The 18423-nt window shown below is 59.3% G+C and carries 23 protein-coding genes and 1 pseudogene; 11 read left to right on the top strand and 13 right to left on the bottom strand.

Annotated features, from left to right (window positions below):
* Positions 1 to 153: 153 nt before the first annotated feature.
* From murA to AABM54_RS04740, 7 genes are all read right to left on the bottom strand, one after another.
* Positions 154 to 1419 carry a UDP-N-acetylglucosamine 1-carboxyvinyltransferase gene (murA, locus tag AABM54_RS04770; RefSeq protein ID WP_347904132.1) on the bottom strand — a complete coding sequence of 422 codons (1266 nt, stop codon included), beginning with the start codon at positions 1417 to 1419 and terminating at the stop codon, positions 154 to 156.
* Between the two features lie 22 nt (positions 1420 to 1441).
* Positions 1442 to 1693, bottom strand: coding sequence for a BolA family protein (locus AABM54_RS04765; RefSeq protein WP_347904131.1), 252 nt, complete (start codon positions 1691 to 1693; stop codon positions 1442 to 1444).
* Between the two features lie 114 nt (positions 1694 to 1807).
* Positions 1808 to 2113 (bottom strand): STAS domain-containing protein, encoded by a 306-nt coding sequence (locus AABM54_RS04760; protein ID WP_347904130.1) that lies wholly within the window; start codon positions 2111 to 2113, stop codon positions 1808 to 1810.
* Complete coding sequence (locus tag AABM54_RS04755) at positions 2110 to 2763, bottom strand: ABC transporter substrate-binding protein (protein WP_347904128.1); 654 nt, start codon at positions 2761 to 2763, stop codon at positions 2110 to 2112. The genes AABM54_RS04760 and AABM54_RS04755 overlap by 4 nt, the downstream gene beginning before the upstream one ends.
* 11 nt (positions 2764 to 2774) lie before the next feature.
* Positions 2775 to 3242 (bottom strand): outer membrane lipid asymmetry maintenance protein MlaD, encoded by a 468-nt coding sequence (mlaD, locus tag AABM54_RS04750; protein WP_347904126.1) that lies wholly within the window; start codon positions 3240 to 3242, stop codon positions 2775 to 2777.
* Positions 3242 to 4039 carry a lipid asymmetry maintenance ABC transporter permease subunit MlaE gene (gene mlaE, locus AABM54_RS04745; RefSeq protein WP_347904125.1) on the bottom strand — a complete coding sequence of 266 codons (798 nt, stop codon included), beginning with the start codon at positions 4037 to 4039 and terminating at the stop codon, positions 3242 to 3244. The genes mlaD and mlaE overlap by 1 nt, the downstream gene beginning before the upstream one ends.
* Positions 4039 to 4848 carry an ATP-binding cassette domain-containing protein gene (locus tag AABM54_RS04740; RefSeq protein ID WP_347904124.1) on the bottom strand — a complete coding sequence of 270 codons (810 nt, stop codon included), beginning with the start codon at positions 4846 to 4848 and terminating at the stop codon, positions 4039 to 4041. Before AABM54_RS04740 ends, mlaE begins: the two co-directional genes overlap by 1 nt.
* A 275-nt stretch (positions 4849 to 5123) precedes the next feature.
* Between AABM54_RS04740 and AABM54_RS04735 the strand changes: the two genes are divergently transcribed.
* The 10 genes from AABM54_RS04735 to AABM54_RS04690 all read left to right on the top strand — a co-directional run bounded on the left by AABM54_RS04735 (position 5124) and on the right by AABM54_RS04690 (position 12279).
* Positions 5124 to 6098 (top strand): KpsF/GutQ family sugar-phosphate isomerase, encoded by a 975-nt coding sequence (locus tag AABM54_RS04735; protein WP_347904122.1) that lies wholly within the window; start codon positions 5124 to 5126, stop codon positions 6096 to 6098.
* Positions 6098 to 6622, top strand: a complete 525-nt coding sequence (locus tag AABM54_RS04730; protein WP_347904121.1) for an HAD family hydrolase — start codon at positions 6098 to 6100, stop codon at positions 6620 to 6622. The genes AABM54_RS04735 and AABM54_RS04730 overlap by 1 nt, the downstream gene beginning before the upstream one ends.
* A gap of 7 nt (positions 6623 to 6629) precedes the next feature.
* Complete coding sequence (gene lptC, locus AABM54_RS04725) at positions 6630 to 7202, top strand: LPS export ABC transporter periplasmic protein LptC (protein WP_347904120.1); 573 nt, start codon at positions 6630 to 6632, stop codon at positions 7200 to 7202.
* Positions 7189 to 7734 carry a lipopolysaccharide transport periplasmic protein LptA gene (gene lptA / locus AABM54_RS04720; RefSeq protein ID WP_347904119.1) on the top strand — a complete coding sequence of 182 codons (546 nt, stop codon included), beginning with the start codon at positions 7189 to 7191 and terminating at the stop codon, positions 7732 to 7734. The genes lptC and lptA overlap by 14 nt, the downstream gene beginning before the upstream one ends.
* A complete protein-coding gene (gene lptB / locus AABM54_RS04715) occupies positions 7734 to 8459 on the top strand; it encodes an LPS export ABC transporter ATP-binding protein (protein WP_347904117.1) in 726 nt (241 codons plus the stop codon). Before lptA ends, lptB begins: the two co-directional genes overlap by 1 nt.
* A gap of 273 nt (positions 8460 to 8732) precedes the next feature.
* The gene (locus AABM54_RS04710) at positions 8733 to 10226 is read left to right on the top strand and encodes an RNA polymerase factor sigma-54 (RefSeq protein WP_347904116.1); all 1494 of its coding nucleotides are present in this window, start codon (positions 8733 to 8735) and stop codon (positions 10224 to 10226) included.
* Positions 10227 to 10348: 122 nt separating this feature from the next.
* Positions 10349 to 10654, top strand: a complete 306-nt coding sequence (gene raiA / locus AABM54_RS04705) for a ribosome-associated translation inhibitor RaiA (protein ID WP_347904115.1) — start codon at positions 10349 to 10351, stop codon at positions 10652 to 10654.
* A gap of 12 nt (positions 10655 to 10666) precedes the next feature.
* Positions 10667 to 11131, top strand: coding sequence for a PTS IIA-like nitrogen regulatory protein PtsN (gene ptsN, locus AABM54_RS04700; protein WP_347904113.1), 465 nt, complete (start codon positions 10667 to 10669; stop codon positions 11129 to 11131).
* Positions 11132 to 11133: 2 nt separating this feature from the next.
* Positions 11134 to 11991 carry an RNase adapter RapZ gene (gene rapZ / locus AABM54_RS04695; RefSeq protein ID WP_347904111.1) on the top strand — a complete coding sequence of 286 codons (858 nt, stop codon included), beginning with the start codon at positions 11134 to 11136 and terminating at the stop codon, positions 11989 to 11991.
* A gap of 15 nt (positions 11992 to 12006) precedes the next feature.
* The gene (locus AABM54_RS04690) at positions 12007 to 12279 is read left to right on the top strand and encodes an HPr family phosphocarrier protein (RefSeq protein ID WP_347904110.1); all 273 of its coding nucleotides are present in this window, start codon (positions 12007 to 12009) and stop codon (positions 12277 to 12279) included.
* A 167-nt stretch (positions 12280 to 12446) separates the two neighbouring features.
* Here the strand turns inward: AABM54_RS04690 and AABM54_RS04685 are convergent, their stop codons facing one another.
* The 6 genes and pseudogenes from AABM54_RS04685 to pmbA all read right to left on the bottom strand — a co-directional run bounded on the left by AABM54_RS04685 (position 12447) and on the right by pmbA (position 17748).
* Complete coding sequence (locus tag AABM54_RS04685) at positions 12447 to 13340, bottom strand: ZIP family metal transporter (protein WP_347904109.1); 894 nt, start codon at positions 13338 to 13340, stop codon at positions 12447 to 12449.
* Between the two features lie 30 nt (positions 13341 to 13370).
* Positions 13371 to 13982: a superoxide dismutase gene (locus AABM54_RS04680; protein ID WP_347904107.1), complete on the bottom strand. Its 612-nt coding sequence runs from the start codon at positions 13980 to 13982 to the stop codon at positions 13371 to 13373.
* Position 13983: 1 nt separating this feature from the next.
* Positions 13984 to 14445 (bottom strand): hypothetical protein, encoded by a 462-nt coding sequence (locus AABM54_RS04675; RefSeq protein WP_347904105.1) that lies wholly within the window; start codon positions 14443 to 14445, stop codon positions 13984 to 13986.
* 27 nt (positions 14446 to 14472) lie between these two features.
* Positions 14473 to 15855, bottom strand: a complete 1383-nt coding sequence (locus AABM54_RS04670; protein WP_347904104.1) for a class II fumarate hydratase — start codon at positions 15853 to 15855, stop codon at positions 14473 to 14475.
* The gene (locus AABM54_RS04665; protein ID WP_347904103.1) at positions 15842 to 16243 is read right to left on the bottom strand and encodes a FagA protein; all 402 of its coding nucleotides are present in this window, start codon (positions 16241 to 16243) and stop codon (positions 15842 to 15844) included. Before AABM54_RS04665 ends, AABM54_RS04670 begins: the two co-directional genes overlap by 14 nt.
* A gap of 157 nt (positions 16244 to 16400) precedes the next feature.
* Positions 16401 to 17748, bottom strand: a pseudogene (gene pmbA, locus AABM54_RS04660) (metalloprotease PmbA).
* Between the two features lie 108 nt (positions 17749 to 17856).
* On the opposite strand from pmbA, the gene yjgA reads away from it, so the two are divergent.
* The gene (yjgA, locus tag AABM54_RS04655; protein WP_347904102.1) at positions 17857 to 18381 is read left to right on the top strand and encodes a ribosome biogenesis factor YjgA; all 525 of its coding nucleotides are present in this window, start codon (positions 17857 to 17859) and stop codon (positions 18379 to 18381) included.
* Positions 18382 to 18423 lie beyond the last annotated feature (42 nt).

The following is an 18423-nucleotide window of genomic DNA, read 5'->3' as shown; positions in this document are numbered from 1 at the left end:
TTATCAAGGTACTTATGTCCGGTCGCAAACGGCGCCGGACACACATCGAGGGTGTATCCACCCTCGACTTTAAACAAATCCATCCCTGTGGCGTAACAGCGGCTGGGCTGTAACGCCACAGGGAGGGCGCTCCCTGCGCCCATGCAACAGAAACTAGCCCGGTACGCGGCGGATTTTAGCGCCGAGCATCTGCAGTTTCTCTTCGATGCACTCGTAACCACGGTCGATGTGGTAGATGCGATCGATCAGCGTGTCGCCTTCGGCGATCAGTGCCGAGATCACCAGGCTGGCCGAAGCTCGCAGGTCGGTGGCCATGACTGGCGCGCCTTTGAGTTTTTCGATGCCGGTCACGATGGCGGTGTTGCCTTCAACCTGGATGTGAGCGCCCATGCGGTGCAGCTCATAAACGTGCATGAAGCGGTTTTCGAAGATCGTCTCGATCACAGCACCAGTGCCTTCGGCAATGGCGTTGAGGGAGATGAACTGCGCTTGCATGTCGGTCGGGAACGCCGGGTACGGAGCGGTGCGCACGTTGACGGCTTTTGGCCGCTTGCCGTGCATGTTCAGCTCGATCCAGTCTTCACCGGTGGTGATTTCAGCCCCGGCTTCCTTGAGTTTTTCCAGTACGGCTTCAAGGATGGTCGGGTCGGTGTCCTTGACCTTGACGCGGCCGCCAGTCACGGCAGCTGCCACCAGGTAAGTACCGGTTTCGATACGGTCCGGCATCACTTTGTAAGTGGCCGGGTGCAGACGTGGCACGCCATCAATGGTGATGGTGTCGGTGCCGGCGCCCGAGATCTTCGCGCCCATGGCGATCAGGAAGTTCGCCAGGTCGATGACTTCAGGTTCACGGGCCGCGTTTTGCAGCACGCTGCGACCGTTGGCCAGTGCGGCAGCCATCATGATGTTCTCGGTACCAGTCACACTGACGGTATCGAAGAAGAAGTTCGCGCCGCGCAGGCCACCTTCAGGTGCCTTGGCCTTGATGTAGCCGCCTTCGACGTCGATGACCGCGCCCATGGCTTCAAGGCCACGGATGTGCAGGTCGACCGGACGCGAACCGATGGCGCAACCGCCAGGCAGTGCGACTTCGGCCTCACCGAAACGGGCAACCATCGGGCCCAGCACCAGGATCGAGGCACGCATGGTTTTCACCAGTTCGTACGGGGCGATCAGGGTCTTGATGGTGCGCGGGTCGATTTCGACGCTGAGCTTCTCGTCGATCACCGGCTCGATGCCCATGCGACCGAACAGCTCGATCATGGTGGTGATGTCGTGCAGGTGCGGCAGGTTGGCAACCGTGACCGGGCCATCGCACAGCAGGGTTGCAGCCAGAATCGGCAGGGCAGAGTTCTTTGCCCCGGAGATGCGGATTTCGCCATCAAGACGAACGCCGCCGGTAATAATCAATTTATCCATAAGAATCTCGACGCCCTTGGGCTCAGGTGCGCTCGGCCCAGGCCGCGCTGCTGAAAAATTTCATAGTGACCGCGTGGATGCTGCCATCGGCGATCCATGGGTTCAAATGGGCATAGATGCTTTGCTGACGCTTGACCGGGCTCAAAGCCACCAGTTCGTCACTAATCACGTTCAGCTGAAAGTTGCAGCCTTCGCCCTCAACTTCTACCTGCACCTGTGAAAGAGTCTCAGACAACTTTTCTTCAAGGAAACTCTTAACTTCGTTGGCCTGCATGCTCAACCTCAATCGGCGCCCTGTGCGCGCGGGTCGGACATCATACAAAAAAGCCCCGCGCCTGCGAACCCCGCATAGCAGGACTCTGACGGGGGGCTTCCCTGTCGATGACGGCTAGGAAGGCGTCAACAGCTCGGTCAACCCGGATACCTGAGCAATTTCACGCATGTCTTCGGGCATCCCGCGGATGCTCAACGTCTTGTTGGCCACCTGAGCGTCGCGCATGAAGGCCAGCAGCAGCGAAAGGCCGACACTGCTGGATTTCTGGACCGCCGAGCAATCCACCACCAGGGCTGGGGCTTTGCTTGACTTGATCAGAGCCTGGCCCTGCTTGCGCAGGTCAGGCCCGGTGCGGTAATCCAGCACGCCGCTGAGCAGCAACTCGCCGGGTTCGCCCAAGCGGACGGCCGACTCACTCATTGGGCTGGCTTCTCGGCAGCGTGTTCAGTGCTTTCCTTGGCCTTGGCGACTTCACCGGCCCAACCATTGATGGTCTTGTCCAGGTCGTTACCATTGCGCTGCATCGCGTCGGCGAACTGGTCACGGAACAGTTTGCCAATGTTGATGCCGTTGATGATCACGTTGCGCAGTTTCCACTCGCCATTGATCTTTTCGAGTGTGTAAGACACCGGATAGATCGCGCCATTGCTGCCTTTGACGGTCATGCCGACGCTGGTACGGTCACCCGATTCATCCTTGGCCGGATCAACGACGATGCCCTGGTTGTTGTACTCCAGCAAAGCGTTGCCATAGAACTGAAACAGACCGGTCTTGAAGTTCTCTTCAAAGGTCTTCATTTGCGCAGGCGTAGCTTTGCGCGAGTACTTGACCGTCATGATGCTCTTGGAGATGCCTTCGGCATCCACCACCGGCCCTACGATGTTGTTCAGCGCCGTATAAAAGTCTTTCGGGTCCTGCTTGTACTTCTCTTTGTTGGCGGCCAGGTCGGCCAGCAAACGGGTGGTCGTGTCCTGAACCAGTTCATGCGCGGAAGGCGCCGCCACGGCGTTAGCCATCAACGGCAGTGCCGCGAGTAATACCAACAGGCCACGTCGCAAGGTAGAGATCATTCAAAAGCTCCTCATTTGGCGTCTTTGCTAACGGTATTGAGCAGGAATTTACCGATCAGGTCCTCGAGCACCAGCGACGACTGCGTGTCATGGATGGTTCCACCATCCTTGAGCAGGGTTTCTTCCCCGCCCACGCTGAGGCCGATGTATTTCTCGCCCAACAGGCCAGCAGTGAGAATAGATGCAGTGGAGTCAGTCGGCAGATTATCTACGCGCTTTTCCAGCTGCAACGTCACTCTCCCCGTGAAACTGTCGCGGTCCAGATCGATAGCCGTGACCTTGCCGATCGTCACACCGGCCATGGTCACTTTTGATCTGACCGTCAAACCGGCGATATTGTCGAAATACGCATAAAGTTTATAGCTGTCGTTGCTCGAAACGGGGGACAGTCCACTGACCCGCAGGGCAAGCAACAGTAAAGCCAGGATGCCAGCCAGCAAGAAAAGGCCGACACCGATTTCCAGGGTGCGGTTTTGCATCAGAAATCTCCAAACATCAAGGCGGTCAGAATAAAGTCCAGGCCGAGGATGGCCAACGAGGCATACACCACTGTTTTGGTGGTGGCACGACTGATCCCTTCTGAGGTGGGCTCACAGTCATAGCCTTGGAATACGGCAATCCAGGTCACGACAAAGGCGAAGACAATGCTTTTAATGATGCCATTGAGCACATCGCCATTGAACGTCACGCTGTTTTGCATGTTCGACCAGTAGGAGCCTTCATACACACCCAACCAGTCGACCGCCACCCACGAACCACCCCAGATACCCACCACGCTGAAAATCATCGCCAGCAGCGGCAGGGAAATGAAGCCGGCCCACAGGCGCGGGGCAATGATGTACTTGAGCGGGTCCACGCCAATCATTTCAAGGCTGGACAACTGCTCGGTGGATTTCATGTTGCCGATTTCCGCCGTCAGTGCCGAACCCGCGCGCCCCGCGAACAGCAACGCTGTCACCACCGGCCCCAGCTCACGCAGCAGCGTCAGGGCAACCATCTGCCCTACTGCCTGCTCCGAACCGTAGCTGGAGAGGATGTTGAAGCCTTGCAGCGCCAGCACCATGCCGATGAATATCCCGGAGACCACAATGATCACCAGGGACATTACGCCAACCGAATGCAACTGCTTGATCAGCAGGCCAAAGCCGCCGCCAATGCCGCCACGGCCCAGCAAGGCATGAAACAGGAACAGCGATGAGCGGCCAAGCACCGCGACGCTGTCGATGGCCGCCTGGCCGAATCGACGAACACGTTCAATGAGTGAAGTCTTGCGCATCAGCGCTTCCCCAGAAGATCTGCGCGGTAATCCGTCGCTGGAAAGTGAAACGGCACCGGACCGTCCGGGTCACCGGTCATGAATTGACGAATGCGCGGATTGTCGGAGTCCATCAGTTCGGCCGGTGTGCCCTGCCCCAGCACTTGCCCGTCGCCCACCACATAGAGGTAATCGGCAATGCTCGCGGTTTCGGCCAGGTCATGGGACACCACGATACTGGTGATGCCCAACGCATCGTTCAGCAGACGGATCAGGCGCACCAACACGCCCATGGCGATAGGGTCCTGACCGACGAACGGTTCGTCGTACATGAGAATCTGCGGGTCGAGGGCAATCGCCCGCGCCAGTGCAACGCGGCGCTTCATGCCACCCGACAACTCGTCGGGCATCAAATCAAGGGCGCCACGCAACCCGACAGCCTGCAATTTCAGCAGAACGATGTCGCGGATCATTTCTTCGGGTAACTGGGTATGAACACGCAGCGGGAAAGCGACGTTCTCGAATACATCGAGGTCCGTGAACAGCGCGCCGCTCTGGAACAAAACGCCCATGTGCTTGCGTGCATCGAACAAATCGCTGCGCGACAGCGTCGGCAGGTTCTGGCCATTGACCCAGACCTCACCGCTGCTGGGCCGCAACTGCGCGCCCATCAGGCGCAACAGCGTCGTCTTGCCGCAACCGGAAGGCCCCATGATACCGGTGACCTTTCCGCGCGGAATGCGGATATCGACGTTATTGAAAATGCTCCGCGCACCGCGCTTGAAGGACAATCCCTTCAGCTCGACCGCGTAGGCGTTATCGGCACTCATCTAAACTCCTTGCGATGCAGCCTCTCACTCGGACGCCAAGCTCCCTGACGAGAGCACATGGATCCTGGGCAGGCCGAACTGGCGGCGAACTATAGCATTGCTCATATGAACCGCCCAAGGCCAAAGCCATGTCACATTCAGCAAGGTGACAGGCAAAAAGCCTTCATTTAAAGCCATTATGGAAGGGGTAAAGCCCTGCATGACGAACATGCGTGAGGGAATTGCTCATTACCGCTATAATCGCCGCCTTTTCATCAGGCTATACGATTTCTGACATGAGCCAATCCAGCGACCTGATTCAATCGGCACAACGCACCATCCGCCTCGAACTTGAAGCCGTAGAAGGCTTGTTGTCCCATATCGACGCAGATTTCGTACGCGCTTGCGAGATGATTCTGAACAGCAAAGGCCGCGTGGTTGTCGTCGGCATGGGCAAGTCCGGGCATATCGGCAACAAGATTGCCGCCACCCTGGCCAGCACCGGCACCACTGCGTTTTTCGTGCACCCGGCCGAAGCGAGCCACGGTGACATGGGCATGATCACCCGCGACGACATCATTCTTGCGCTGTCGAACTCCGGCTCGACCAATGAAATCGTCACATTGCTGCCGTTGATCAAGCGCCTGGGTATTCAAATGATCAGCCTGACCGGCAATCCCGAGTCGCCGCTGGCCAAGGCTGCGGAAGTGAACCTCAACGTTCACATCGAACACGAAGCCTGCCCGCTGAACCTGGCACCGACCTCCTCGACCACGGCCGCCCTGGTCATGGGCGACGCACTGGCCGTCGCACTGCTGGAAGCCCGCGGCTTCACCGCCGAAGACTTCGCTTTTTCCCACCCCGGCGGCGCTCTTGGCCGTCGGCTGCTGTTGAAAGTCGAAAACGTCATGCACGCCGGCGAAGAACTGCCACGCGTTCAGCGCGGCACCCCGCTCAAAGACGCGCTGATGGAAATGACCCGCAAGGGCCTCGGCATGACCGTCGTACTGGAAGCCGACGGAAAACTCGCCGGGATCTTCACCGACGGCGACTTGCGCCGCACCCTGGACCGGACCATCGACGTTCACAGCACCACCATTGATGACGTCATGACCGCTCATGGCAAGACCGCTCGCGCCGATATGCTCGCAGCCCAGGCCCTGAAAATCATGGAAGACAACAAAATCAGTGCGCTGGTAGTGGTCGACAGCGAAGATCGCCCGGTCGGCGCCCTGAACATGCACGACTTGCTGCGTGCGGGAGTAATGTAATGACTGCGGACCTTCTGCAACGCGGCAAACAGATCAAACTGGCCGTCTTCGACGTTGATGGCGTACTGACGGACGGACGCCTGTACTTCCTGGAAGACGGCAGCGAGTTCAAGACGTTCAACACCCTGGACGGCCAAGGCATCAAGATGCTGATGGCAACCGGCGTGACAACCGCCATCATCAGTGGCCGCAAGACCCCGGTGGTCGAGCGCCGGGCGAAAAACCTCGGCATTCCTCACCTGTATCAAGGCCGAGAGGACAAACTGGTGGTACTTGACGAGCTTCTGGCACAACTGGGCCTAAGCTATGAACAGGTTGCCTACCTCGGTGACGACCTGCCGGACCTGCCGGTGATTCGCCGTGTCGGCCTGGGCATGGCCGTTGCCAGCGCTGCCAGCTTCGTCCGCGAACACGCCCACGGAATCACCCAGGCTCGCGGTGGCGAAGGCGCGGCTCGCGAGTTCTGCGAGCTGATCCTGCGCGCCCAAGGCAACCTTGAAGCGGCCAACGCCGCCTACCTGTGAGCCACCTATGCTGAGTAAAAAGATTCGCAACTTTCTGATGTTCGCCGTCATCGCTGCGCTGTTCGCAGCGGTGGGGTACTGGAACATCAGCCCGGAGCGCTTCCTCGAGAAGCCTGTGGTCAAAGTCGATGAAAATGCGATCGACTATTACGCAATCAACGCCTACAGCCTGCAGTTCCTGCCCGACGGCGGCCTGCAGTATGAGATGACTTCCGACAAGGTCGAGCACGTCCAGGCCAGCGAGATCACCCTCCTGACCAACCCCGACCTGCAGATGTACCGCGGAACCGTGTACCCCTGGCATATCCAGAGCAAACGCGGCGAAGTCAACCCGGACGGTACCGAAGTCGAGCTGATCGACTCGGTGCGCATTGCGCGCACCGACGAAAAAAACCGTGAAACCATCATTACCAGCAGTCGCATGACCGTATTCCCGCAACAGCAATATGCGCAGACCCAGCAAGCCGTTAGAATCGACGGCGCTGGTGGTGTATCGACTGGTAACGGAATGAAAGCGTATTTGAAAGAAAGCAGGATACACCTGCTATCGAACGTAAGAGGACAGTATGAGGCTCGTTAAAACCCTCCCTATTTTGCTCAGTCTGGGCGCAGCACTGGGAAGCGTGAGCGCCTGGGCTCTGCCGAACGATAGCCAGCAACCTATCCGCATTCAGGCTGACGATGCTCAGCTTGATGACAAGCAAGGTATTGCCACCTACAAAGGTGACGTCATCATCACCCAGGGCTCGATGAAGGTCACCGGCAACACCGTGACCATCACCCGCACCCCGGCCGGTGACATCGACGTCGTGACCTCGGTAGGCAACCTGGCCTATTTCGAGCAGTTGCAGAAGCCGACGGATACAAAACCCGTCCAGGGCTATGCGGTGACCATCCAGTACCACGCAGCGCAAAACCGCGTTGTACTGATCGATCGGGCCAAAGTAATCAACGACGGCAACACCACCGAAGGCGAGAAAATCGTCTACGACACGGTCAAGCAGGTCGCCAACGCTGGCCGCGCCAATGGCAGCGCAGTGACCGCGCCACGTCCGCGGATCGACATGGTCATCCAGCCGAAAAAGAAAACCGACGAGCAGAAGGCCCAGTAATGGCAACTCTGAAAGCTCAGCATCTGGCCAAGAGCTACAAGAGCCGCCAGGTCGTGCGCGATGTCAGCCTGTCCATCGACAGCGGCCAGATCGTCGGCCTGCTTGGCCCTAACGGCGCCGGCAAGACCACCTGCTTCTACATGATCGTCGGCCTGGTTCAGGCCGATCAGGGCCGCGTGCTGATCGACGACCTGGACGTCAGCCACCAGCCGATGCACGGCCGTGCTCGCGCCGGTATCGGCTATCTGCCGCAAGAAGCGTCGATCTTCCGCAAACTCTCGGTCGCCGACAACATCATGGCCATCCTCGAGACCCGCAAGGAACTCGACAAGGCCGGTCGTCGCAAGGAGCTGGAAAGCCTGCTGCAGGAATTCCACATCAACCACATCCGCGACAACCTCGGCATGAGCCTGTCCGGTGGCGAACGCCGCCGCGTGGAAATCGCCCGCGCCCTGGCCACTGCCCCGAAATTCATCCTGCTCGACGAACCGTTCGCCGGCGTGGACCCGATTTCGGTAGGCGACATCAAGCAGATCATTCACCACCTCAAGGCCAAGGGCATCGGCGTCCTGATCACGGACCACAACGTCCGCGAAACCCTGGACATCTGCGAAACCGCCTACATCGTCAACGATGGCCAACTGATCGCCGAAGGCGACTCTGCGACCATCCTGGCCAACGAACTGGTCAAGGAAGTGTACCTGGGCCACGAGTTCCGCCTGTAAGCGCCGAGGTGCTTGACCCGTTACCGGAGCGCCCCCCCTCAATAAAACCAGCAGGTTTTTATTGATACGGCGCTTAGGGCATCCCCACGCCCTCAGTTCCTCAGCCTTGGGCGACGCGGCCTGGCGCAATGAAAATTTAAAATGCTTTAATTGTTACAGCGCTCTAGGCAAACACTTCAGTTTCGGGCATATAATTTGCTTAAGTTTGGCGCTCCGGCGCCCTTGTAGTGGATGGCGCATGTGCGCCGGCGAATAAGGTGTTAAGCCCCTGCCATGAAACCATCGCTAGTCTTGAGAATGGGCCAGCAGCTGACGATGACACCGCAGCTGCAACAGGCCATCCGCCTGCTCCAATTGTCGACCCTGGACCTGCAACAGGAAATCCAGGAGGCACTGGAGTCCAACCCTATGCTCGAACGCCAGGAAGAAGGCGAGGATTTCGATAACGCCGACCCCATGGCGGACAACATCGAGCAAAAACCCAATACCGACATTACAGAGCCCTCCTACCAGGAAACCGCCCCCACGGTGGACAACCTCGAGGAAGGCGAGTGGAACGAACGCATTCCCAACGAGCTCCCGGTCGACACAGCCTGGGAAGACGTCTACCAGACCAGCGCCAGCAGCCTGCCAAGCAACGATGACGACGAGTGGGACTTCACCACCCGCACATCGGCCGGCGAGAGCCTGCAAAGCCACCTGCTCTGGCAATTGAACCTGGCGCCGATGTCCGACACCGACCGCCTGATTGCCGTCACCCTGATCGACTGCATCAACAATCAGGGCTACCTGGACGAAACCCTCGAGGAAATCCTCGAAGCCTTCGACCCGGAGCTGGACATCGAACTGGACGAAATCGAAGCCGTCCTGCATCGCATCCAGCAATTCGAGCCGGCCGGCATCGGCGCGCGCAACCTGGGCGAGTGCCTGTTGCTGCAATTGCGCCAACTGCCCGCCAAGACCCTTTGGCTGGCCGAGGCCAAGCGCCTGGTCAGCGACTACATCGACCTGTTGGGCAGCCGCGATTACAGCCAACTGATGCGCCGCATGAAGCTCAAGGAAGATGAGCTGCGCCAGGTCATCGAACTGGTGCAGAGCCTCAACCCTCGACCGGGTTCGCAAATCGAGTCCAGTGAAGCCGAATACGTGGTTCCCGACGTGATCGTGCGCAAGGACAACGAGCGCTGGCTGGTGGAACTGAATCAGGAGTCGGTGCCGCGCCTGCGAGTCAATCCGCAATACGCAGGCTTTGTTCGTCGCGCCGACACCAGCGCCGACAACACCTTCATGCGCAATCAGCTGCAAGAAGCGCGCTGGTTCATCAAGAGCCTGCAAAGCCGCAACGAAACCCTGATGAAAGTCGCCACCCAGATCGTCGAGCACCAGCGCGGCTTTCTCGAATACGGCGATGAAGCCATGAAACCGCTGGTCCTGCACGACATCGCCGAGGCGGTCGGCATGCACGAATCGACGATTTCACGGGTAACCACGCAAAAGTTCATGCATACCCCACGAGGTATTTATGAGCTGAAATACTTTTTCTCCAGCCACGTCAGCACCTCCGAAGGCGGCGAATGCTCGTCCACGGCGATCCGCGCGATCATCAAAAAACTGGTTGCCGCGGAAAATCAGAAAAAGCCGTTGAGTGACAGCAAGATCGCTGGTTTACTGGAGGCACAAGGCATTCAGGTAGCCCGCCGCACCGTCGCCAAGTACCGCGAATCCCTTGGGATCGCGCCTTCAAGCGAACGCAAGCGGTTGATGTAAGGGCCACGCCACCGCGTTCCAGGGTGTGTTCGGAAATTCGCCATCAGGCAATTCCCGGACACAGCCTAGTGACAGGCTAACCAGCCTGCCGCCTTATGCACTGGCAACGAAGGAGAAGCTGTATGCAAGTCAACATCAGTGGACACCAACTGGAAGTGACCGAACCCCTGCGCGCCTACATCGGTGAGAAACTCGACCGACTGGAACGCCACTTTGACAAGATCACCAATGTGCAAGTGACGATGGCTGTCGAGAAACTGAAACAGAAAATCGAAGCCACGCTGCACATCCACGGTGGGGAAGTCGTCGCCAACGCAGAACATGACGACATGTATGCTGCGATCGACCTGCTCACGGACAAGCTGGACCGCCAACTGAAAAAGCATAAGGAAAAGCAACAGAGCCTGCTGCAAGGCACTGGTCGCTAACACTCCCCCCACATGATCCGACTTGAAAACATCCTGACCCCCGGCCGTTCACTCGTGAACGTGCCGGGCGGCAGCAAGAAACGCGCCCTCGAACAAATTGCCAACCTGATCGCCCGTGAAGTGCCGGATCTGGAGATGCAAGATGTCTTCGAGAGCCTGATTGCCCGTGAAAAACTCGGTTCAACCGGTTTTGGCAACGGCATCGCCATCCCGCACTGCCGCCTCAAAGGCTGCGAGTCGCCCATCAGTGCACTGATGCACCTGGACGCTCCTATCGATTTCGATGCCATCGACGGCGCCCCGGTCGACCTGCTGTTTGTATTGCTGGTCCCGGAAGCCGCCACCGATGCGCACCTGGAACTGCTTCGCCAGATCGCCAGCATGCTTGACCGCAAGGATGTGCGCGAAAAACTTCGCAGCGCCGCGACAAATGAAGCCCTGTACCAGGTTGTCCTGGAAGAGCAAAACGGTCGGTAACCATGCGCTTGATCATCGTCAGTGGCCGCTCCGGCTCAGGTAAAAGCACCGCCCTCGATGTACTCGAGGATAACGGCTACTACTGCATCGATAACTTGCCCGCCGGCCTGTTACCTGAACTTGCCGAACGCGCACTGATCCACACCGAACTGGCCCAGCCGCTGGTGGCGGTTTCAATCGACGCACGCAACTTGCCCAGCCACCTGTCGCGCTTTCCCGAGTTACTCGCGGAAGTGCGCAGCCGCCACATTCAGTGCGACGTGCTGTACCTGGATGCCGACGAAGAGACACTGCTCAAGCGCTTCTCGGAAACCCGCCGTCGCCACCCGCTGAGCAGCGCCAATCGCTCGCTCGCCGAAGCCATCAATGACGAAACCAATCTGCTGGGGCCGATTGCCGACCTCGCAGACCTCAAGGTCAATACCACCAACCTGAACCTGTACCAGCTACGCGATACCATCAAGTTGCGACTGCTGAACCAGCCTGAGCCCGGCACAGCATTTCTGGTTGAGTCCTTTGGTTTCAAGCGCGGAATGCCGGTCGATGCCGACCTGGTGTTCGACGTACGCTGCCTGCCCAACCCGTATTGGAAACCCGAGCTGCGCGACCAGTCGGGGCTGGACCTTCCCGTGGCCGAATACCTGGCCGCCCAACCGGATGTCGAGGAAATGTTCCAGGACATCTCCAGCTACCTGCTTAAATGGCTGCCACGGTTCGCCGCCAGCAACCGTGCTTACGTCACCATCGCCGTTGGCTGCACCGGCGGGCATCACCGATCCGTCTACCTGACCGAACGTCTGGGCCAGGCCCTGCAAAAAACCCTGAAGAACGTCCAGGTCCGCCACCGCGACCTTAGCTAAAGGATTCACACCGCGATGCCCGCTCTGGAAATTGAAATCATCAACAAACTGGGCCTGCATGCCCGCGCATCGGCAAAATTCGTCGGCGTCGCAGGTCAGTTTCCCTGCCAGATCAGAGCCGGACGCACGCCGGAATCCATGGTCGATGGCAAAAGCATCATGGCAATGATGATGCTGGCCGCCGGTAAAGGCACCCGAATCCACTTGAGCACCGAAGGTGAGCAAGAACAGGAAGCGCTGGATGCGCTGGTGGCATTGATCAATAACTTCTTCGACGAAGGCGAGTAACCCCCGCTATCTTTTGGCAAGGCGGACCTCTGTGGCGAGGGAGCTTGCTCCCGCTGGGCCGCGAAGCAGCCCTGCCACCGCGATGTATCAAATACACCGTATACGCTGATCTCACGACTGCTACGCAGCCGAGCGGGAGCAAGCTCCCTCGCCACAAAAGCAGGTCATCAGCCCAACGCCGTGTCCATCACCATCATCAGGCAAAACCCGGCCATCAGCCCGAGGCTGGCGAGTTTGTCGTGACCGTTGCGCCGCGACTCGGGAATGACTTCGTGAGTCACCACCAACAGCATCGCCCCGGCCGCCAAGGCCAACCCCAGCGGCAAGAGCATCTCGGCCAGGCTCACCAGCCACGCGCACAGCAACGCGAACACCGGTTCCACCAGGCCTGAGGCGGCACCGATCAGGAACGCCTTGACCCGCGACATCCCCGCCCCGGCCAACACCAACGCAATCACCAAGCCTTCCGGCACATCCTGCAAGGCAATGCCCATGGCCAGGCTGTCGGCGTCCGGCATACCGCCGCCCGCTGAAACACCCACCGCCATACCTTCCGGAATGTTGTGAGCAATGATCGCGAAGACGAACAGCCAGATGCGCGCCGGGATCACCCGGCGATCAGGGCTGCCAGCCAGCATGGGGGGCGTGGCTCCCGAGACTTTACGGTCCACGAGAAACAGACCGAACGCCCCGAGCAGTATCCCGAAACAGATCAGCCCACTGGACACCCAGGCAGACAGCCCAAGACTCTCGGCCGCGGCAATGCCCGGAACGATCAGCGAAAACGCGGTCGCCGCCAGCATCACCCCGGCACCGAAACCGAGCAACGTATCGCTGAGCGCCAACGGCATGCGCCGGATGACCAGCACTGGCACAGCGCCCAGGGCCGTGCCCAACGCACAAATCGCCCCGCCTTGCAGCGCACGCATCATCCTTGGTTCAAGGTCCAGCCAGGCCAGCCCTTGGGCCACGAACAAAGTGGTGCCCGCCAACAGCAACAGCGAACCCAACGCGTAACGAAACATTCGCCCACTGCTGATTGTCAGTGTTTCAGTGCCCATAGTTGGCCTTAGATCTTGTTTTGTGGGGACTTAAACCAGCGCTGCCTGATAGCGCTGAGCAACTTCCGGCCAATGGATCACGTTGTAGAACGCGTTGATGTATTCCGGGCGACGGTTCTGATAACGCAGGTAATAGGCGTGTTCCCAGACGTCAAGACCGAGAATCGGCGTGTTGCCATTCATCAGCGGGCTGTCCTGGTTACCGCTGCTTTCCACGACCAGCGTCTTTTGCGGCGTCACACTCAACCAGGCCCAGCCGCTGCCGAAACGGGTCAGCGCCGCTTTGGTGAAGGCGTCCTTGAAGGTGTCGAAACCACCCAACTGTTCATCAATGGCCTTGGCCAGCGCACCTTGTGGATGGCCGCCGCCCTTGGGGGCCATGACAGCCCAGAACAACGAGTGATTGGCATGCCCGCCGCCCTGGTTGATGACCGCCGCACGAAGCTTTTCCGGCAATTGCTGAATACTGGCCACCAGTTTTTCAACCGGCCATTCGGCCCACTCGGTGCCTTCAACCGCCGCATTGAGGTTATTGATATAAGTCTGGTGGTGCTTGGTGTAATGGATTTCCATGGTTTGCGCATCGATATGCGGTTCCAGGGCATCGTAGGCGTATGGCAAGGCAGGCAAGGTGTAAGCCATCTCAATGTGCTCCATGTAGAGAACGGGGGGCCATCGCAACGTCAGGGTTCAGGGGCGAGGCCGACGGCACAACGGTGTTGTCGAGCAAACGGTGAGTCCGGGGATACTCGCCGTGCTCACCGATGAAATTCAGTAATTCGACGTAGGTCTTGCTGCTCTGGCGCAGTGCAGCTTCGCGCAAGACCGGCGCCAGACGCGTGTTCTGCATGGTCTGCAACAGCCGCTGATGGATGGCGCACAAATACTCGGCGCTCTCCTCTGGCTGGTTCAGGCGCAAGTGCAAATCCGCGAGGTTGTGGTGAGAAATCACACAAGCCGCTACCGCTTCGTCGGCATCCGACCAGCGCTCGAACAACACCTGAGCCAGGGCCAATGCCTGCAAGTAATGCTCGCGAGCATCGACCAGTTCGCCTTGCATGAAGCAGCGATTGGCCCTTTCGATCGTACGTTTCCAGTGCTCCATGGTGAGCCTCCAAAGCGGTATCGGTGATTACACGCCGCCGGCCGTGAGTTTCTCTGGGTTGAGCAACTCTTCCAGCTGGCTGCGCGACAGGTCGGTGTGTTCCAGGGCGACATCGATCACCGGACGCCCCTGCTGATACGCCTTTTTGGCGATTTCAGCGGCTTTCTGGTAACCAATGATCGGGTTGAGCGCCGTGACCAGAATCGGGTTGCGCGACAGCGCTTCCTTGAGCTTGGCCTCGTTGACCTTGAAGGTCGCGATGGCTTTGTCACCCAACAGACGGCTTGAATTGGCCAGCAATTCGATGCTGCTCAGCAGGTTCTGGGCGATGATCGGCAGCATCACGTTGAGCTCGAAATTGCCCGACTGACCGGCCACGGTGATCACCGTGTCATTGCCGATCACCTGCGCGGCCACCATTGCCGTGGCTTCCGGGATAACCGGGTTGACCTTGCCCGGCATGATCGAGGAGCCAGGCTGTAAACCTTCAAGCTCGATCTCGCCAAGACCGGCCAGGGGGCCCGAGTTCATCCAGCGCAGGTCGTTGGCGATTTTCATCAGCGACACTGCGCAGGCTTTGAGCTGACCGGAGACCGCCACGGCGGTGTCCTGGGAACCGATCAATGCGAACAGGTCCTTGCCCGGCGTGAACGGCACCTGAGTCAATGTGCTCAACTGCTGACTGAACCGCGCCGCAAACTCGGGATGGGCATTGATGCCGGTACCCACTGCCGTGCCGCCCTGGGCCAGGGACTGCAACGCCGGCAGCAGGTCCTGCAAATGACCGATGTTGGCCTTGAGTTGCTGCCCCCAACCGTTGAGCACCTGGCTCATGCGTACCGGCATGGCGTCCATCAGGTGTGTGCGGCCGGTCTTGATGAACGGGTGAACCTGCTCGGCCTTGCGCTCGATCACCTGCACCAGGTGCAGCAACGCTGGCAGCAGTTGTTCATGCAGCGCCAGCGCAGCACTGACGTGGATGGTGGTCGGGATGATGTCGTTGCTGCTCTGGCCACAGTTGACGTGGTCGTTCGGGTTGACCGGCTCGCCCAGCAAACGGCTGGCGAGGGTCGCGATCACTTCGTTGGCGTTCATGTTGGAACTGGTGCCGGAGCCGGTCTGGAAGATATCCACCGGGAAATGCTGCATGAAGTCGCCTTCCAGCAGGCCTTGGGCGGCATCGACGATGGCTTTGCCCTGGGCTTCGCTCAATTGCTTGAGTTCAACGTTGGCCTTGGCGGCCGCCGCTTTGGCGAGGATCAACGCTCGAATGAACTGCGCCGGCATCCGCTGGCCACTGACCGGAAAGTTGTCCACCGCACGCTGGGTCTGTGCGCCGTACAAGGCGTCGACCGGGACTTGCAACTCGCCCATGCTGTCACGTTCGATACGCGTTTTAGAGGCTGTCATCTGAAAATCCTTGCACCAGTTCTATGAGAGGAATGGAGGGTTGCAACGAGCAGGTCGCCAGTTGCCAGGCGTAGCTTTGCCAGCGCTTGAGGTGGCAATTGCACAAAGAGAGGCGTTCGAGGTCGCGCAATGGGCGCCAGGCCTGGTCCAGGCACTGGCTGCGCCAATGCCAGGGCAGCGCGGTGTCGGCGGCGGTATCGAGTAGAAGACGAAACGAGGTTTCAGCGATCGTCCACCGGGAAGTGGCAGTGCAACACCCCAGATAACGGCCTTCGGCCAGGTAGTGGTCGATCAGGCGCGGCTCGTCAGGATTCATCGCGCAACGGATCTGGCGACTCATCCAACGCCAGCTTTCAAGGTAAGGCTGCTCGTGCAAGGCAGAACTCATGACCTGGGCTCATTCGATAATGAGATTTATTATTAGATGATAATGAGAACCAAAACAAGTATGGCAAAACACTCCACTCCCACAAAGGGCCAGTGCAAGGCGCAAAAAAGGCGCGCCACCTCAATGGTGGCGCGCCTTTGTGTGAAGCCGCGAGGGTTTAACTGCCGGCCACGGTCATGCGCTCGATCAGCACCGAGCCGGTGCGGATGTTGCTGCGCAGCTCCAGATCATTACCGACCGCGACGATCTGCTTGAACATGTCACGCATGTTGCCGGCGATGGTGACTTCCTGGACCGCAAACTGAATTTCGCCGTTCTCGACCCAAAAACCCGCCGCACCGCGTGAATAGTCACCCGTGACCATGTTCAAGCCATGGCCCATCAACTCGGTCACCAGCAAGCCACGCCCCATCCGGCGCAGCAACGCCGCCTGGTCTTCGTCGCCGTGGGTGACGAACAGGTTATGCACGCCGCCCGCGTTGGCGGTGCTTGGCATGCCGAGTTTGCGACCCGAGTACGTACCCAACACATAGGACACCAACTCACCCTTTTCGACGAACGGTTTGGCGTACGTCGCCAGACCGTCGCCATCGAACGCCGAGCTGCCCATGGCACGCATCAGGTGCGGACGCTCATCCAGCGTCAGCCATTCAGGGAACAGCTTCTGACCCAGTGCGCCTTCGAGGAACGACGACTTGCGGTACAGGTTGCCCCCCGAAATCGCGCCGAGAAAACTGCCAAACAGGCCACCCGCCAATTCAGCGGAAAACAGCACCGGCACTTCACAGGTCGGCACCGGACGGGCGCCCAAACGGCTGGCCGCACGTTGTGCAGCGCGTTGGCCGATGCTGGCCGGGTCCGCCAGCAACGTGCCCTGGCGATTCACGTCGTACCAGTAATCACGCTGCATCTGGCCGTCGGCCCTCGGCGATCATCACGCAGCTCAAGCTATGGCGCGTAGAGGCATAACCACCGATAAAACCGTGGCTGTTGCCGTACACGCGGCAACCTTGATGGGTGCTGAGCGTGGTGCCGTCGGCGTTCTTGATCCGGCTGTCGGCGGCAAATGCCGCCGCTTCACAGGCCAGCGCCTGTTCGATGGCTTGTTCGGGGGTGATGTCCCAGGCGTGAAACAGGTCGAAATCCTGCAAGTCCCTGGCCATCAGCGCAGCATCGGCCAGACCCGAACTTTCATCTTCGGAGGTGTGCTTGGCAATCGCCAACGCTGCCGCGACGGTTTCGCGGATCGCGTCCGGGCCACTGGCCGAGGTGCTCGCCGAGCCTTTGCGCTGCCCAACGTACAAGGTGATGCCAAAGCCCTGGTCGCGGTTGAACTCGACGGTTTCAACTTCGCGCTGGCGCACCGAGGTCGACAGGCCCTGCTCCAGAGAAACCGCGACTTCGCAGGCACTGGCGCCCTGGCGCTTGGCTTCGGCGATGATCTGCTCGACCTGCTCTTGCAGTGCCGGCAACGCTTGTGGGCCGACGCTTTCAACTGCACTCATGCTGTTCTCCACTCAAATTCTGCTTTCGGCAAGGGCCTTCGAGCGACCGGGCCGGACAAGCGGCCCCCGACTGGTTATCATGGCGGCGTTTCTTTGCGGACTGCCACCATGGTTGATTCTTACGACGACTCCCTCGATGGGGGAGAAAAAAGCAAATCCCAGGTCAAACGCGAGCTTCATGCTCTGGTTGACCTCGGCGAGCGCCTTACAACACTCAAGCCTGACTTGCTGGCAAAACTGCCATTGACCGACGCTTTGCGCCGGGCGCTGGGCGATGCCTCCAAGCACACCGCGAATATCGCGCGTAAACGGCACCTCATGTTCATCGGCAAGCTGATGCGCGATCAGGACACTGACGCCATTCTTACCTTGCTCGATCAACTCGACGCCTCCACCAAGCAGTACAACGAACGCTTCCACGGCCTGGAACGCTGGCGTGATCGCTTGATCGCGGGCGACGATGCCGTACTGGAAAAGTTCGTCGTCGATTACCCGGACGCGGATCGCCAGCAACTGCGCTCCCTGATCCGTCAGGCCCAGCACGAGCTCGCACAAAGCAAGCCTCCTGCCTCCAGCCGAAAAATCTTCAAGTACATCCGTGAGCTGGACGAGACTCAACGCGGTCTGCGCTGATCCTCTCCCCGGGTGAGTTGCCAAACAACTCACCCGAAGCTT

Source organism: Pseudomonas purpurea, from assembly GCF_039908635.1.
Taxonomy (GTDB): Bacteria; Pseudomonadota; Gammaproteobacteria; order Pseudomonadales; family Pseudomonadaceae; genus Aquipseudomonas; species Aquipseudomonas purpurea.
Note: the sequence above shows the minus strand (reverse complement) of the source record. Positions and strands in the feature narration are given on the sequence as shown.

What these genes read in the sequence shown, in the direction of transcription:
- murA (WP_347904132.1), bottom strand. Translation starts at nt 1,419, where the DNA reads ATGGATAAATTGATTATTACCGGCGGCGTTCGTCTTGATGGCGAAATC.
- AABM54_RS04765 (WP_347904131.1), bottom strand. Translation starts at nt 1,693, where the DNA reads ATGCAGGCCAACGAAGTTAAGAGTTTCCTTGAAGAAAAGTTGTCTGAG.
- AABM54_RS04760 (WP_347904130.1), bottom strand. Translation starts at nt 2,113, where the DNA reads ATGAGTGAGTCGGCCGTCCGCTTGGGCGAACCCGGCGAGTTGCTGCTC.
- AABM54_RS04755 (WP_347904128.1), bottom strand. Translation starts at nt 2,763, where the DNA reads ATGATCTCTACCTTGCGACGTGGCCTGTTGGTATTACTCGCGGCACTG.
- mlaD (WP_347904126.1), bottom strand. Translation starts at nt 3,242, where the DNA reads ATGCAAAACCGCACCCTGGAAATCGGTGTCGGCCTTTTCTTGCTGGCT.
- mlaE (WP_347904125.1), bottom strand. Translation starts at nt 4,039, where the DNA reads ATGCGCAAGACTTCACTCATTGAACGTGTTCGTCGATTCGGCCAGGCG.
- AABM54_RS04740 (WP_347904124.1), bottom strand. Translation starts at nt 4,848, where the DNA reads ATGAGTGCCGATAACGCCTACGCGGTCGAGCTGAAGGGATTGTCCTTC.
- AABM54_RS04735 (WP_347904122.1), top strand. Translation starts at nt 5,124, where the DNA reads ATGAGCCAATCCAGCGACCTGATTCAATCGGCACAACGCACCATCCGC.
- AABM54_RS04730 (WP_347904121.1), top strand. Translation starts at nt 6,098, where the DNA reads ATGACTGCGGACCTTCTGCAACGCGGCAAACAGATCAAACTGGCCGTC.
- lptC (WP_347904120.1), top strand. Translation starts at nt 6,630, where the DNA reads ATGCTGAGTAAAAAGATTCGCAACTTTCTGATGTTCGCCGTCATCGCT.
- lptA (WP_347904119.1), top strand. Translation starts at nt 7,189, where the DNA reads ATGAGGCTCGTTAAAACCCTCCCTATTTTGCTCAGTCTGGGCGCAGCA.
- lptB (WP_347904117.1), top strand. Translation starts at nt 7,734, where the DNA reads ATGGCAACTCTGAAAGCTCAGCATCTGGCCAAGAGCTACAAGAGCCGC.
- AABM54_RS04710 (WP_347904116.1), top strand. Translation starts at nt 8,733, where the DNA reads ATGAAACCATCGCTAGTCTTGAGAATGGGCCAGCAGCTGACGATGACA.
- raiA (WP_347904115.1), top strand. Translation starts at nt 10,349, where the DNA reads ATGCAAGTCAACATCAGTGGACACCAACTGGAAGTGACCGAACCCCTG.
- ptsN (WP_347904113.1), top strand. Translation starts at nt 10,667, where the DNA reads ATGATCCGACTTGAAAACATCCTGACCCCCGGCCGTTCACTCGTGAAC.
- rapZ (WP_347904111.1), top strand. Translation starts at nt 11,134, where the DNA reads ATGCGCTTGATCATCGTCAGTGGCCGCTCCGGCTCAGGTAAAAGCACC.
- AABM54_RS04690 (WP_347904110.1), top strand. Translation starts at nt 12,007, where the DNA reads ATGCCCGCTCTGGAAATTGAAATCATCAACAAACTGGGCCTGCATGCC.
- AABM54_RS04685 (WP_347904109.1), bottom strand. Translation starts at nt 13,340, where the DNA reads ATGGGCACTGAAACACTGACAATCAGCAGTGGGCGAATGTTTCGTTAC.
- AABM54_RS04680 (WP_347904107.1), bottom strand. Translation starts at nt 13,982, where the DNA reads ATGGCTTACACCTTGCCTGCCTTGCCATACGCCTACGATGCCCTGGAA.
- AABM54_RS04675 (WP_347904105.1), bottom strand. Translation starts at nt 14,445, where the DNA reads ATGGAGCACTGGAAACGTACGATCGAAAGGGCCAATCGCTGCTTCATG.
- AABM54_RS04670 (WP_347904104.1), bottom strand. Translation starts at nt 15,855, where the DNA reads ATGACAGCCTCTAAAACGCGTATCGAACGTGACAGCATGGGCGAGTTG.
- AABM54_RS04665 (WP_347904103.1), bottom strand. Translation starts at nt 16,243, where the DNA reads ATGAGTTCTGCCTTGCACGAGCAGCCTTACCTTGAAAGCTGGCGTTGG.
- yjgA (WP_347904102.1), top strand. Translation starts at nt 17,857, where the DNA reads ATGGTTGATTCTTACGACGACTCCCTCGATGGGGGAGAAAAAAGCAAA.